This is a genomic window from Streptomyces sp. NPDC016309 (assembly GCF_043077235.1).
Lineage (GTDB): Bacteria > Actinomycetota > Actinomycetes > Streptomycetales > Streptomycetaceae > Streptomyces.
This window is the reverse complement of sequence record NZ_JBIBSG010000013.1, coordinates 21,508-35,162: the sequence shown is the minus strand read 5'-3', so window position 1 is coordinate 35,162 and position 13,655 is coordinate 21,508. Positions and strand designations below refer to the sequence as shown.

The following is a 13,655-nucleotide window of genomic DNA, read 5'->3' as shown; positions in this document are numbered from 1 at the left end:
CCGCTCAGACCGAGAGGACCTGGCGCTTGTTGTACGTGCCGCAGCTGGGGCACGCGATGTGCTGCTGCTTCGGCTCCTGGCAACGCTCACACGAAACCAGGGTGGGGACCGCAGCCTTCCACTGCGACCGGCGGTGGCGCGTGTTGCTGCGCGACATCTTCCGCTTCGGAACAGCCACGGCTACTTCTCCTGCTTCTCGTCGACGCCCGCTTCGGCGCCGCTCATGTTGTCCTTCTCGCCGGTCCCGAGTGAATCGGCGAGTCCCTGCAGTGCCGCCCAACGGATGTCGACGGCGTCATGGTGGTGGTCCGGGTCGTCGTTGAGGTTGGCGCCGCATTCGGCGCACAGCCCCGCACAATCCTCCCGGCACACCGGCTGCATCGGCAGTGCGAGCACCACCGCATCACGCAGCACCGGCTCGAGGTCGAACATGCCGTCCTCGAGGGGGGTCATGTCCTCGTCGTCCTCGGCATCGTCGTCCGCGGCCGCGTGGCGGCCCCGGTCGTCGGTGTCGGGGTACGAGAACATTTCCTGGAAGTCCGCCGCGACATCCTGGCGCAGCGGCTCCAGACACCTTACGCACTCCCCCTCGGCCGTCGCACGGGAGGTGCCTGTGACGAGCACCCCTTCCATGACCGACTCGAGGCGGAGGTCCAGCTCGACGGGCGAGCCCTGCGGTACGCCGATGACCCCGTCGATGCCGAGGTCCGCGGGGGCCTCGACGGTGCGGGAGATCCGCTGGAGGGCACCGGGACGCCGGCCCAGCTCGTGCGTGTCGAACACGAGGGGGTTGCGGTGGTCGAGGCGCGTACTCAGGGTTCTTCCTGCTTTCGGATCGTCTGGGGGCGGCCCGCGCAGCGGATGTGGAGCCGTTGCGGGCACGCGGGATCGCGGACGTACTCGCGACCGAAGAGCCAGGATACTGGACGCTCCGCCCACAGCCCAATCCGGGCCGGATCAGTGCCCCTGCCCGTGACCCTGCTCGTACTGGCGGAGCTGATCCAGGTCGATCATGCTCGTGTCGAAGAAGCTCGTCTCGTCGAGCGCGGCTGCCCGCGGCTGCTGCTGGGGCGGCTGCGCCTCGTAGGGCGCGGCGTACGGGGCCTGGGCGTCCGCGCCGGGGTACGGCTGCTGCGGATAGCCCTGGCCCTGGTCGTAGCCCTGGTAGGCGTACGGGTCGGACTGGTAGGCGTACGCGTCCTGGGGCGGCTGGTACGCGTACGGGTCGGGCTGCTGGGCCGGGACGGGGGCGGCGGCCGGCTCCGGGTCCGCCAGCTCGGCCAGGCCGGCCAGGTAGTCGGCGTCGCTGGTGTGCTGCCGTCCGCCGCCCGCCGCGTCCTGGGCGGCCATGTGGGCACCCAGGTCGTCGGTGGCGATCCGGCCGTGCAGCTTCTGGCGGCCGCGCCCGACGGCCTCCAGGGTCTTGGTCAGTACGGCCTCGAAGGCGCTGATCTTGGCGTCGACGTACTCGTCCGCGCGCCGGACCAGGGTCTGCGGGTCCGCGCTGTACTCGGGGGCGTCCTCGTCCGCGTACCCCTGGTCGTCCAGGCCGGGCCCCCGGCCGAGGAGCTTCTCCCGGCCGCGGTCGACGGAGCCGATGGTCTTGGTGAGGACCACCTCGAAGTTGGCGAGCTTGGAGTCGACGTAGTCGTCGGCCTCGGCGCGGATCTCCTCCGCCTCCCGGCGGGCCTCGGCGAGGATCCGGTCGGCCTCCTCCTGCGACTGGCGGGCGACCTGGGTGTCGGAGATCAGCGAGCCGCGTTCGGCGTGGGCGGCCTCGATGATCCGCGTCGCCTCCTGCCGGGCCTGCTCGACAAGCTGCTCACGGTCGCCGATCAGCTCCTGGGCCTGGGCCAGCGAGCCCGGCAGGGCCTGGCGCAGCTCGTCGAGCATCGCGAGCAGCTCGGCGCGGTTGACCACGCAGGAGGCCGACATGGGCATGGAACGGGCGCTCGCGACCGTCCCGACGATCTCGTCGAGCTTCTTCTGCACGTCCACCGTGTGCTCGCCACTTCCTACAACCGGTTTGGAGACGGACGGGACGACTGTAAGGCCAGCCGGCGGCTCCCCGACACCGGGTGACGGGCCGTCAGCCGGTCACTTGCCGCCCAGGCGCTCGACCAGGGCCCGGTGCACCACGGGCGGGAGCAGGTGCGAGACGTCACCGCCCCAGGCGGCGACCTCCTTGACCAGCGAGGACGACAGGAAGCTGTAGGTCGGGTTCGTCGGCACGAAGAGCGTCTCCACGCCGGACAGCCCGTTGTTCATCTGGGCCATCTGGAGCTCGTAGTCGAAGTCGCTGACAGCCCGGAGCCCCTTGACGATGGCGGGGATGTCGCGCTCCTTGCAGAAGTCGACGAGCAGGCCGTGGTGGGACTCGACCTTGACGTTGCCGTACTCACCGGTGACCTGGCGGATGAGATCCATCCGCTCCTCGACCGTGAACAGGCCCTGCTTGGCCTGGTTGATCATCACCGCCACGTGCACGACGTCGTACAGCTTGGAGGCGCGGGCGATGATGTCGAGGTGTCCGTTGGTGATGGGGTCGAACGACCCCGGACAGACTGCGCGGCGCAACTGGATTCCCTCGCTCTCCGAACCGGTCATCGTGCGTCTTCGCACGTAGAGGCGGCGCGACCGTACCAAAACGTTCCCTCGCCGTAGCGACGGGCCCGCAGGGGTGCGAAACCGTCCGGCCAGGCGAATTCTCCGCCTCTGGTGCTGCGCTCCACGGTGACGAGCGCGCCGTCGGCGAGCCAGCCTTTGGTGCGGAGTGTGAGGAGGATCTCTCCAAGATCGTCGTCCGGGACGGCGTACGGCGGGTCGAGGAAGACGATGTCGTACGGGTCGGAGGGCGCCGGGGTCGTCACGATCTGTTCCGCTTTGCCGGCGCGGACCTCGGCGCCGGGCAGGCCGAGGGCGCGGACGTTCTCCCGGACCGTACGGGCGGCCCGCTGGTCGGCCTCCACGAGCAGGGCGTGGGTGGCGCCCCGGGAGAGCGCCTCCAGGCCGACGGCGCCGGAGCCGGCGTACAGATCGGCGACGCGGGTGCCGTGCAGCGTGCCGAGGAGCGCCTCCCAGGTGGAGAACAGCCCCTCGCGTGCCCGGTCGGAGGTGGGGCGGGTGCCGTTGCCCGGCGGCACGGCCAGGCGGCGTCCGCCGGCCGCACCGGCGATCACGCGGGTCATCTGAGGTCCTTAACCGGTGGGTGCTGGTGTCTCCACGATATGGGTTCACCGCGCCCGCGCACCGCTCAGCCCTTCTCCAGGTACTGCTCGCGCTCCTTGTCGAGCAGGGCGTCCAGGGCGGTGCGCAGTTCGGGCAGACGCTCCAGACCGGGGTCGGCGGCGACGACGGCGACCGCCTCCTCGCGGGCGGCGGCGATGACCTCCTCGTCGTCGATGACGGCCAGCATGCGCAGCGAGGACCGGACCCCGGACTGGGCCTGGCCCAGCACATCGCCCTCGCGGCGCTGTTCGAGGTCGATACGGGAGAGCTCGAAGCCGTCCAGGGTCGAGGCGACGGCCGCCAGGCGCTGCCGGGCGGGGCTCGCCTCGGGCATCTCGGTGACCAGCAGGCACAGCCCGGGGGCGGAGCCCCGGCCGACCCGGCCGCGGAGCTGGTGGAGCTGGGAGACGCCGAACCGGTCCGCGTCCATGATCACCATGGCGGTGGCGTTGGGGACGTTCACGCCCACCTCGATGACGGTCGTCGCGACCAGGACGTCGGTCTCGCCCGCGGCGAAGCGGCGCATCACGGCGTCCTTGTCGTCGGGGGCCATCCTGCCGTGCAGCACCTCCACGCGGAGGCCCGCCAGCGGGCCCCGGGTCAGCTGCTCGGCGATGTCCAGCACGGCCAGCGGGGGCCGCTTCCCGGCGTCGTCCTGCGTCTTCTTCTTGTCGTCCTCCTCGTCGCCGATCCGGGGACAGACCACGTAGGCCTGGTGGCCGTTGCCCACCTCCTCGCGGACCCGCTCCCAGGCGCGGGCCAGGAAGTGCGGCTTGTCGGCGGCCGGCACCACATGGCTGGCGATCGGCGAGCGGCCGGCGGGGAGCTGGTCGAGGACGGAGGTCTCCAGGTCGCCGAAGACGGTCATCGCGACCGTCCGGGGAATGGGCGTGGCGGTCATGACCAGCAGGTGCGGCGGCTGCTTGCCCTTGCCCCGCAGGGCGTCGCGCTGCTCCACCCCGAACCGGTGCTGCTCGTCCACCACCACCAGGCCCAGGTCGTGGAACTGCACCTTGTCCTCGATCAGCGCATGGGTGCCGATGACGATGCCCGCCTCGCCGGTCACCAGGTCCAGCAGCGCCTGCCGCCGCGCGGCGGTGCCCATGGAGCCGGTCAGCAGCACCACCTTGGTGGCGTGCTCGGCCCCGCCGAGCATCCCGCCCTCGGCCAGCTCGCCCATCATCTCGGTGACGGACCGGTGGTGCTGCTGGGCGAGGACCTCGGTGGGGGCGAGCATCGCGGCCTGCCCGCCCGCGTCGACCACGGCGAGCATCGCCCGCAGCGCCACCATCGTCTTGCCGGAGCCCACCTCGCCCTGGAGGAGCCGGTGCATGGGGTGCTCGGTCGCCAGATCGCCGAAGATCTCCGCCGACACCTTCTCCTGCCCCTCGGTGAGGGTGAACGGCAGCTTGGCGTCGAAGGCGTCCAGCAGCCCGCCCGGCACCGGCTTGCGCGCCACGGCCGGCAACTGGGTGTCCGCGTACCGCCGCCGGGCCAGGGCGACCTGGAGGACGAACGCCTCGTCCCACTTGAGCCGCTCCCGGGCGTCGTCGACGTCCGCCTTGGTGCGCGGGCGGTGGATCTTGCGGAGGGCGTCCGGCAGGTCGGTGAGGCCCCGCCCCTCGCGGAGCGCGGGGGGCAGCGGGTCGACCGCCTCCGCGGCGCTGGGGAGCACCGCGTCGACCGCCTTGGCGATCTTCCAGGACTCCAGCTTGGTGGTGGCCGGGTAGATCGGGATGAGCGCCCCCGCCCAACTGTCCACGGCGCTCTCGCCGTCCTCGCCGCGCAGCAGCTCGTACGCGGGGTGGGCGAGCTGCGTCTTGCGGTTGAACACGGAGACCTTGCCGGCGAACATCGCGCGGGTGCCGGGCAGCAGGTCCTTGTGGGGCTTGTGGACGCCCTTGCCGAAGAACACCAGTTGCAGCCGGCCGCTGCCGTCGGTGATGGTCACCTCCAGCCGCTGGCCGCGCCCCTTGGAGCCGTTGAACGTCAGCACGCGCGCGTCCGCGACGCGGGCGACCACCGTGACGTGCTCGTCCAGCGGGAGGTCGGCGAGCGTGGTGAGCTCGCCGCGCTCGGCGTACCGCCGCGGGTAGTGGTGGAGCAGGTCGCCGACGGTGTGCAGGTCGAGGTGCTCGGCCATCACCTTGGCGGTGGCGGCGCCGAGCTGCTTCTTCAGTGGTTCGTCGAGAGCTGACACGTCTCCATTGCACACCACGCCACTGACAGGCGGCCGCAGCCGGAGCCGTGCCCCCACCCGCCGGGCCGCGGTCGGCGTACGGCCCGGGGCGGGGCGGGCGTGCGGGGGGCTCGGCGTTATTCGACGCCGATGAGGAGGAGGGGGGCCTGGGGGCCGCCCGGGTAGGTGACCGTGTCGACCGCGAGGTGGGTCTCGCGTACGTGGGTCTCCAGCCGCTCCGCCAGCGTCGCGGGGGCGTCGTCCGCCACGACGAGCGTCACCAGCTCGCCGCCCGCCGAGAGCATCCGGTCCAGGACCGTCACGGCCGTGACGGCCACGTCCTGGCCGATCACCGCGACGTCGCCGTCGATCAGGCCGAGCACGTCACCGGCCTGGCACACGCCCGCGGACGTGAACGACCGGGCCTCGGCGACGGCCAGTTCGCCGTACCGGGTGGCGCCCGCCGCGGCGGTCATGGCGACGACGTCCTCGTCGAAGCGCCGCTCGGGTTCGTGGACGGCCAGGGCGGCGATGCCCTGGACGGCGGCGCGCGTCGGGACCAGGGCGACCCGGACGCCCTCCGCGCGGACCTGCTCGGCGGCGGCGGCCGCGGTGTGCCGCAGGGCCGCGTCGTTCGGCAGCAGGACGACCTCCCGCGCCCGGGCGCGCCGGATCGCGTCGACGAGCTCGCCACTGGCGGGCGGCTCCCCGGGGCGGGCCAGCACCGTCGTGGCGCCCGCCTCGGCGCACAGGCGCGCGAGGCCCTCTCCGGGCAGGACGGCCACCACCGCGCGGCCCTCCCGCCGCTCGGGCGCCGAGTCCGTACCGAAGTGCGTGATCCGGATCCGGTACGGGCGGCCCGCCTCGACACCCGCCTCCACCGCAGCCCCGGCGTCGTCCACGTGGACGTGGACGTTCCACAGCCCGTCGCCGCCCACCACGACCAGGGAGTCGCCGAGCGCGTCGAGCCGGTCGCGGAGCCGGGCCACGGCCGCCTGGTCGGCCTCCAGCAGGTAGATGACCTCGTAGGCGGGCCCGGCCTCCGAGCAGGACTCCAGGGCGGGGGCGGCCGCCCGGGGCACCCGCGGGGCGCGCGCGGGCGCCTCGCCGGACAGCGCCTGCACCAGCGCGCCCAGCACCGTGACGAGCCCGCGCCCGCCGGCGTCGACCACGCCGGCCCGCTCCAGGACGGCGAGCTGGGCGGGCGTGGCCTCCAGGGCGGTCCGGGCGCCCGCGTACGCGGCGCGGGCGACGGCCACCACGTCCTCGCCCCCCGCCGCGGCGGACGCGGCCGCGGCGGCGACGCTCAGGATCGTGCCGTCGACGGGGTGGGCGACCGCCTCCCGGGCGGAAACGGAGGCCTGGCGCAGCGCCCTGACCAGGTGGTCTCCGTCACGTCCTTCGGCGAGGACCTCGCTCATGCCCCGCAGCAGTTGCGACAGGATGGTCCCGGAGTTCCCCCGGGCGCCGATCAGCGCGCCGTGCGCCATGGCGCGGACGGTGTCGGCGAAGTCGGGGGCGTCGATCGCGGAGAAGATCGCTTCCACCGCCTGGGAGGCGGACTCGACGGTGAGGTAGAGGTTGGTGCCGGTGTCCCCGTCCGCGACCGGGTAGACGTTGATCGCGTCGATCTCCTCGCGCTCCCGGCCGAGCGCCTCCAGCGCCAGTGAGCACCAGCTACGGACCACTGCGGGATCGAGCGCCTGCGGCAGGGTCTGCGGCACCTGGTGTCCTCCTTGAGCAGGGCTGACTGCACCGCAGGGTAGACCCCGGGCGGGCCGGGGTCCCGGGGCGGGGGCCGGGCGGACCGTGGTAGTTTCGTTGAACCGGAGCAGTCGTTGTATGCTGCTCCGGTTGCCCGATGAAAGTCGGGCCATTCCCCCGGCAACGCCACTTCAGTCATCCAGATCTGATTCCGGCTCGCCGGATTTCACTGTAAGTGCATCTGAAGTCTTTGGAGTGACCCGTGGCTGCCAACTGCGACGTCTGCGGCAAGGGGCCGGGCTTCGGCAACAACATCTCGCACTCGCACCGCCGTACGTCTCGTCGCTGGAACCCGAACATCCAGCGTGTGCGTGCAGTGGTCGGTGGGACGCCGAAGCGGCTCAACGCTTGCACCTCGTGCATCAAGGCCGGCAAGGTCTCGCGCTAACGCCGACGACGGTTCGTCGTAGCGCAGCCTCTGCGGTTGCCTTGAAAGCCGGTCCACCCTTGGGTGGACCGGCTTTTCGCCGTGCCCGAAGGCCCCGCGGCTAGCCGCGCAGGGCCCAGCCGTGGTCCACCGGGCCGATGCCGCCGCCCAGCGCGAAGCCGGCCGCGATGGCCCCGGTCACGTACTCCTTGGCCCGCCGTACCGCGTCGGGCACAGTCAGGCCCAGGGCGAGGCCCGCGGCGACCGCCGAGGCCAGGGTGCAGCCCGTGCCGTGGGTGTGCCGGTTGTCGTGGCGCGGGGCCCGCAGCCAGTGCTCCTCCGTGCCGTCGGTGAGCAGGTCCACGGCGTCGGCCGTGGCCCCGGGCAGGTGGCCGCCCTTGATGAGCGCCCAGCGCGGGCCGTACTCCAGGACCGCTCCGGCGGCCCGCCGCAGGTCCTCCTCGCCCGTCACCGTCACGCCGGTGAGCCGGGCCACCTCGTCCAAGTTGGGCGTGGCGACGGTGGCGGCCGGCAGCAGCAGCTCGCGTACGGAGTCGAGGGCGGAGGCCGCCAGCAGCGGATCCCCGTGCTTGGACACCCCTACGGGGTCGACGACCACGGGCGCGTCCGTCCCGGCCAGCAGCTCCGCCACCGCCTCCACGAGCGGCGCCGAGGCCAGCATGCCGGTCTTCACGGCCTGGACGCCGATGTCGTCGACGACGCTGCGGTACTGGGCCCGCACCGCCTCCACCGGCAGTTCCCAGGCGCCCTGGACGCCGAGGGAGTTCTGCGCGGTGACGGCGGTGATCACGCTCATGCCGTGCGTACCGAGCGCCAGCATGGTCTTCAGGTCCGCCTGGATGCCGGCGCCGCCGCCCGGGTCGGACCCGGCGACGGTCAGGACGCGCGGGGGTGCGGGCCGGGTCACTCGTCGTCCCCGAAGTGGTCCCAGCCGCCCTGGGCGTGCCAGGGGGCGCCGTCGACGGTCACCTGGGGCAGGGCGGAGGGGTTGAGGACCTCGCCGATGACCTTCCAGCGGGCGGGCAGCTTCACGTCGGGCGGGAAGGTGGCGACGATCGCGTGGTCCTCGCCGCCGGTGAGGACCCACTGCATGGGATCGACGCCGACGGCCTGGCCGATGTCGTTCATCTGGGTCGGGATGTCGATGAGCCCGGAGCGCAGGTCGATGCGGACCTTGCTGGCCTCGGCGATGTGCCCGAGGTCGGCGATCAGGCCGTCGCTGACGTCGCACATGGCGGTGGCGCCGAGCCCGGCGGCCGCGGGGCCCGCGTGGTAGGGCGGTTCGGGCCGCCGGTGGGCCTCGACGAAGGCCCGCGGCGAGCGGAACCCGCGGGAGAGGACCGCGTAGCCGGCCGCCGACCAGCCGAGCCAGCCGGTGTAGGCCACGACGTCGCCGGGCTGTGCCCCGCCGCGGGTGACCGGTTCGTGGTTGCGGAGGTCGCCCAGGGCGGTGATGGAGACGGTGATGGTGTCGCCGCGCACGACGTCGCCGCCGACCACGGCCGCGCCCGCGACCTGGCACTCGTCGCGCAGCCCGTCCATCAGCTCGGTCGGCCAGGTGACCGGCAGTTCGGCGGGGACGACGAGGCCGAGGAGCAGCGCGGTCGGTACGGCACCCATGGCGGCGATGTCCGCGAGGTTCTGCGCGGCGGCCTTGCGGCCGACGTCGTAGGCGGTGGACCAGTCGCGGCGGAAGTGCCGTCCCTCCAGCAGGATGTCCGTGCTGGCCACCACGCGCCGGTCGGGTGCGGCCACGACCGCGGCGTCGTCGCCGGGCCCGATCCGTACCGCCGGGGTGGAGGTGAGCCGGGAGGTGAGCTCCCTGATCAGCCCGAACTCCCCCAACTCTCCGACAGTGCCCTTCATCGCTGTGCCCCTTCTGCCCCAGTGCGGTTGCGGTCGCGACCCGTCACTGCTGTAGGTACCGTCAAGTAGACCGTCAACTCGGTGCTTCGTGCGCCGGCCTCGCGCGCCACCGGCCGCGCGGGTCTCCCCGCTGCCCGCGACGACGCGGTACCGTGGCGTCCCTTTCTTCCCCACAAGATCCTCGTGGCCGCCCTGGAGGTTCCGTGGTACAGGCGTACATCCTTATTCAGACCGAGGTGGGCAAGGCGTCGACGGTCGCCGAGACCATTTCCAAGATCCCGGGGGTGATCCAGGCCGAGGACGTCACAGGGCCGTACGACGTGATCGTGCGCGCCCAGGCCGACACGGTCGACGAGCTCGGCCGCATGGTGGTCGCCAAGGTCCAGCAAGTGGACGGGATCACGCGAACGCTGACCTGCCCGGTCGTACACCTGTAGCCCCCGTCTACCCTGGGCCGGTGACGTCTTCGCACCGGCTTCGCCGCTTGCCCGCCCTGCCCGTCGCCGTCGTGGCCGCCACCGTACTGCTGGCGGCCACGGGCTGTTCCTCGACGGACGCGCAGCCGTCCGTCGCGGTTCCCAGCCCGCCGCCCGAGGAGGCGGCCCTGTGCGGCGCGCTGCACGAGGAGCTCCCGGAGACCGTCGCGGGACTCGACCGGAGTGATCCGGAGCCGGGTTCCGAGCTGACCGCCGGTTGGGGGGACGGGGCGATCGTACTGCGCTGCGGCGTCCCCCGGCCCGCCAGGATGAGCGATCCCCGCGCCCAGGCGATCGAGGCGGGCGGTGTGAACTGGATGCTGGAGCAGCGGAAGGGCGACGGGCCGCGTTTCACCTCGACGTATCGCAAGACGTACGTGGAGGTGTCGATGGGCGAGCGCTTCGCGCACGACGCCAGTCCGCTCGCCGCGTTCGCCGACGCCGTGAAGAAGACGGTCCCCCCGAGCGTCTAGGTCATGTCCGCAGGGCTCCCGGCCGGCCCGGGGGTCTCCCCCGCCCGTGGCCGGCCCCGACGACGCCCGTGACCGTCTCCGGTCACGGGCGTCGGTGCGGTGCGGCGCGGGCGCCGTGCGGGGCCTACCGCAGGCCGGTCGGGCGGCGCAGGGCGGCCTGGAGGAGCCGGTCGACGAGCTCCGGGTAGGCGATCCCGCTCTCCTGCCACATGCGCGGGTACATGGAGATCGGCGTGAAGCCCGGCATGGTGTTGATCTCGTTGATGACGAACTCGCCCTCGTCCGTGAGGAAGAAGTCCGCGCGGACCAGCCCCTCGCAGGACGCCGCCTCGAAGGCGGCGACGGCGAGCCGCTGCACCTCGGCGGTCTGCTCCGGGGTGATCGGGGCGGGGACGACGCCGGAGGCCGAGTCGATGTACTTGGCCTCGAAGTCGTAGAAGTCGTGGTCGGTGACGGGCGGGATCCAGGCCGGCACGGACGCGCGCGGCCCGTCCTCGAACTCCAGCACGCCGCACTCGATCTCGCGGCCGGTGAGCAGCGACTCCACGATGACCTTGGGGTCGTGGCGCCGGGCCTCCTCGATGGCGGCGTCGAGGCCGGAGAGGTCGTCGACCTTGGTGATGCCCATGGAGGAACCGCCGCGGGCGGGCTTCACGAAGAGCGGCCAGCCGTGCTCGGCGGCGAATCCGACGATCCTGACACGGGCGGCGGAAGGATCCTGCTCCCACTCGCGGGGGCGGATCACCTCGTACGGGCCGACGGGCAGGCCGAAGGAGACGAAGACCCGCTTCATGTACTCCTTGTCCTGGCCGACGGCCGAGGAGAGCACACCGGCGCCCACGTAGGGCACCCCGGCGAGCTCCAGCAGCCCCTGGAGGGTGCCGTCCTCGCCGTAGGGGCCGTGCAGCATGGGGAAGACGACGTCGACGTCGCCCAGCGCCTTCGGGACCGCGCCGGGCTCGCTGTAGACGACCTCGCGGCTGCCCGGGTCGACGGACAGGACGACGCTGCCCTCGTCGGACCCGGTGAGGTCGGCGACGGTCGGCAGCGTGCGGTCGGCGATGGCCATCCGCTCCGGCTCGTCGGCGGTCAGCGCCCAGCGGCCGTCGGTGGTGATGCCGATGGGCAGCACGTCGTACTTGTCCCGGTCGATGGCGCGCAGGACGGCGCCGGCCGTGACGACGGAGATGGCGTGCTCGGAGCTGCGGCCGCCGAAGACGACGGCCACGCGCGGCTTGCGCCCGGTGCTGGTGGGGAGGTTCTCGCTGCTCATATCGCGATGAGCGTACCTGCTCCCCCCGGCGGCGTCAGCGACCGCGTGGCCGCCTGTCCGCTGTCAGCGCCGCTCGGGCTTGGCGGCGCGCGACATCAGCTCCTTGAGCGCCACCATGGGCGGCTTGCCCTCGTGGACGATGCCGACGACGGTCTCGGTGATGGGCATGTCGACGCCGTGCCGCCGGGCCAGATCGAGTACGGACTCGCAGGACTTGACGCCCTCGGCGGTCTGCCGGGTGACGGCGATGGTCTCCTGGAGGGTCATGCCCTTGCCGAGGTTGAAGCCGAAGGTGTGGTTGCGGGACAGCGGCGAGGAGCAGGTGGCGACCAGGTCGCCGAGGCCGGCGAGGCCGGAGAAGGTCAGCGGGTCGGCGCCCATCGCCAGGCCGAGACGGGTCGTTTCGGCCAGGCCGCGGGTGATGAGCGAGCCCTTGGCGTTGTCGCCGAGGCCCATGCCGTCGGCGATGCCCACGGCCAGCCCGATCACGTTCTTCACGGCGCCGCCGAGTTCGCAGCCGACGACGTCGGTGTTGGTGTACGGGCGGAAGTAGGGGGTGTGGCAGGCGGCCTGGAGCCGCCGCGCGACGGCCTCGTCGCGGCAGGCCACGACGGCCGCCGCGGGCATGCGGGCGACGATCTCCTTGGCCAGGTTGGGGCCGGTGACCACGGCGACGCGGTCCTCGGGCACCCCGGCGACCTCCTGGAAGACCTCGCTCATCCGCTTGGCGCTGCCCAGTTCGATCCCCTTCATCAGGGAGACCAGGACGGTGTCCGGGGCGAGGTCCGGGGCCCAGGCGGCGAGGTTGCCGCGGAGCGTCTGGGAGGGGATGGCGAGCACCGTGAAGTCGGCGCCGTGCGCGGCTTCGGCGGGGTCGGTGGTGGCGCGCACCGACTCGGGGAGTTCGGTGCCCGGGAAGTAGTCGGGGTTGGTGCGGGTGGTGTTGATCGCGTCGGCGATCTCCTTGCGGCGGCCCCAGAGGGTCACCTCGCAGCCCGCGTCCGCGAGCACCATGCCGAAGGCGGTGCCCCAGGATCCGGTGCCGAAGACGGCTGCCTTGACGGGGCGGCCCGCCGGGCCCGCCGTGTCGGGGCGTGTCACTTCGCTTCCTCCCCCGCGGCTTTGCGCCGCTGTTCCAGACGGGCCTTGCGGTGGTCGTACGGCGCGGCGGGGGCCTTCTCGCCCCGGACCTCCTCCAGGAGGGCGGTGATCGCGGCCATGATGACCTCGGTCGCCTCGCGCAGCACCTCGGGTGTGGGTTCCTTGTCGTAGAACCGGCTGAGGTCCACGGGGGGTCCGGCCTGTACGACGAGCGTCTTGCGGGGGAAGAGGCGGAGCTTGTTCTCCTTGGCGTACGGCGGCATCGCCAAGTTGGCGCCCCACTGGGCGACCGGGATGACCGGGACCTTGGTGAGCAGGGCGACGCGGGCGGCGCCGGTCTTGCCCGCCATGGGCCACATGTCCGGGTCGCGGGTGAGGGTGCCCTCGGGGTAGAAGGCGACGCACTCGCCCCGCTCGATGGCGGCGACGGCGGCGCGGAAGGCGTCCAGCGCGTTGGTCGTCTCGCGGTAGACGGGGATCTGTCCGGTGTTGGTGAGCATCATGCCGACGAACGAGCCCTTGAACAGGGCGGCTTTCGCGAGAAAGCGCGGAACCCGTCCGGTGTTGTACTGATAGTGCGCGTACGACAGGGGGTCGAGGTACGAGTTGTGGTTGACCGCGGTGATGAATCCGCCGTCGGCCGGAATGTGCTCCATTCCCCGCCAGTCCCGCTTGAACAGAACCACCAGTGGTGGTTTTGCGATGACCGCCGCAAGGCGGTACCAGAAGCCGATTCTGCGGCGGGACACTCGGACACCTTCCTCTGGGACTGGTTCGCCGGGGGTCAAGTGTCGCCCCAGCCCCCTGGTCTGTCGAGAACACCGTACGCCCCGCCCCCGGCACCGTTGCTCCGGGTCGCACCGGTGCCGCGCCACAATGGGCCCCGTCAGTCCCGGCCCGCCGGACG

At 72.5% G+C, this 13,655-nt stretch carries 15 protein-coding genes; 3 read left to right on the top strand and 12 right to left on the bottom strand.

Annotation, left to right across the window (positions count from 1 at the left end):
- Positions 1–4: 4 nt before the first annotated feature.
- The 7 genes from rpmF to ACF068_RS27790 form a co-directional block, all read right to left on the bottom strand.
- The gene (gene rpmF, locus ACF068_RS27820) at positions 5–178 is read right to left on the bottom strand and encodes a 50S ribosomal protein L32 (RefSeq protein ID WP_030496967.1); all 174 of its coding nucleotides are present in this window, start codon (positions 176–178) and stop codon (positions 5–7) included.
- A 2-nt stretch (positions 179–180) separates the two neighbouring features.
- Positions 181–816: a YceD family protein gene (locus ACF068_RS27815; RefSeq protein WP_392277111.1), complete on the bottom strand. Its 636-nt coding sequence runs from the start codon at positions 814–816 to the stop codon at positions 181–183.
- A gap of 141 nt (positions 817–957) precedes the next feature.
- Positions 958–1,998 (bottom strand): cell division initiation protein, encoded by a 1,041-nt coding sequence (locus ACF068_RS27810; protein ID WP_392277035.1) that lies wholly within the window; start codon positions 1,996–1,998, stop codon positions 958–960.
- A gap of 99 nt (positions 1,999–2,097) precedes the next feature.
- Positions 2,098–2,577: a pantetheine-phosphate adenylyltransferase gene (gene coaD / locus ACF068_RS27805; protein WP_392277034.1), complete on the bottom strand. Its 480-nt coding sequence runs from the start codon at positions 2,575–2,577 to the stop codon at positions 2,098–2,100.
- 26 nt (positions 2,578–2,603) lie between these two features.
- Complete coding sequence (gene rsmD / locus ACF068_RS27800) at positions 2,604–3,188, bottom strand: 16S rRNA (guanine(966)-N(2))-methyltransferase RsmD (RefSeq protein WP_392277033.1); 585 nt, start codon at positions 3,186–3,188, stop codon at positions 2,604–2,606.
- 65 nt (positions 3,189–3,253) lie between these two features.
- Positions 3,254–5,371 carry an ATP-dependent DNA helicase RecG gene (gene recG / locus ACF068_RS27795; RefSeq protein ID WP_392277110.1) on the bottom strand — a complete coding sequence of 706 codons (2,118 nt, stop codon included), beginning with the start codon at positions 5,369–5,371 and terminating at the stop codon, positions 3,254–3,256.
- Positions 5,372–5,544: 173 nt separating this feature from the next.
- Entirely contained in the window at positions 5,545–7,131 is a 1,587-nt protein-coding gene (locus ACF068_RS27790) for a DAK2 domain-containing protein (protein WP_392277032.1), read from the bottom strand.
- Positions 7,132–7,373: 242 nt separating this feature from the next.
- On the opposite strand from ACF068_RS27790, the gene rpmB reads away from it, so the two are divergent.
- A complete protein-coding gene (rpmB, locus tag ACF068_RS27785) occupies positions 7,374–7,559 on the top strand; it encodes a 50S ribosomal protein L28 (protein ID WP_031074643.1) in 186 nt (61 codons plus the stop codon).
- 100 nt (positions 7,560–7,659) lie between these two features.
- On the opposite strand, the gene thiD is transcribed toward rpmB, so the two are convergent.
- Positions 7,660–8,466: a bifunctional hydroxymethylpyrimidine kinase/phosphomethylpyrimidine kinase gene (gene thiD / locus ACF068_RS27780; RefSeq protein WP_392277031.1), complete on the bottom strand. Its 807-nt coding sequence runs from the start codon at positions 8,464–8,466 to the stop codon at positions 7,660–7,662.
- Positions 8,463–9,425, bottom strand: a complete 963-nt coding sequence (locus tag ACF068_RS27775) for a thiamine-phosphate kinase (protein ID WP_392277030.1) — start codon at positions 9,423–9,425, stop codon at positions 8,463–8,465. The genes thiD and ACF068_RS27775 overlap by 4 nt, the downstream gene beginning before the upstream one ends.
- A 203-nt stretch (positions 9,426–9,628) precedes the next feature.
- Between ACF068_RS27775 and ACF068_RS27770 the strand changes: the two genes are divergently transcribed.
- Entirely contained in the window at positions 9,629–9,862 is a 234-nt protein-coding gene (locus tag ACF068_RS27770; RefSeq protein ID WP_028802415.1) for an Lrp/AsnC family transcriptional regulator, read from the top strand.
- Positions 9,863–9,882: 20 nt separating this feature from the next.
- Positions 9,883–10,374, top strand: coding sequence for a DUF3515 domain-containing protein (locus ACF068_RS27765; protein ID WP_392277029.1), 492 nt, complete (start codon positions 9,883–9,885; stop codon positions 10,372–10,374).
- A gap of 124 nt (positions 10,375–10,498) precedes the next feature.
- On the opposite strand, the gene ACF068_RS27760 is transcribed toward ACF068_RS27765, so the two are convergent.
- The 3 genes from ACF068_RS27760 to ACF068_RS27750 all read right to left on the bottom strand — a co-directional run bounded on the left by ACF068_RS27760 (position 10,499) and on the right by ACF068_RS27750 (position 13,497).
- Positions 10,499–11,647 carry a D-alanine--D-alanine ligase family protein gene (locus tag ACF068_RS27760; protein WP_392277028.1) on the bottom strand — a complete coding sequence of 383 codons (1,149 nt, stop codon included), beginning with the start codon at positions 11,645–11,647 and terminating at the stop codon, positions 10,499–10,501.
- Positions 11,648–11,710: 63 nt separating this feature from the next.
- Positions 11,711–12,748, bottom strand: a complete 1,038-nt coding sequence (locus tag ACF068_RS27755) for an NAD(P)H-dependent glycerol-3-phosphate dehydrogenase (RefSeq protein ID WP_392277027.1) — start codon at positions 12,746–12,748, stop codon at positions 11,711–11,713.
- Positions 12,745–13,497 carry a lysophospholipid acyltransferase family protein gene (locus ACF068_RS27750; RefSeq protein WP_392277026.1) on the bottom strand — a complete coding sequence of 251 codons (753 nt, stop codon included), beginning with the start codon at positions 13,495–13,497 and terminating at the stop codon, positions 12,745–12,747. The genes ACF068_RS27755 and ACF068_RS27750 overlap by 4 nt, the downstream gene beginning before the upstream one ends.
- Between the last annotated feature and the right edge of the window lie 158 nt (positions 13,498–13,655).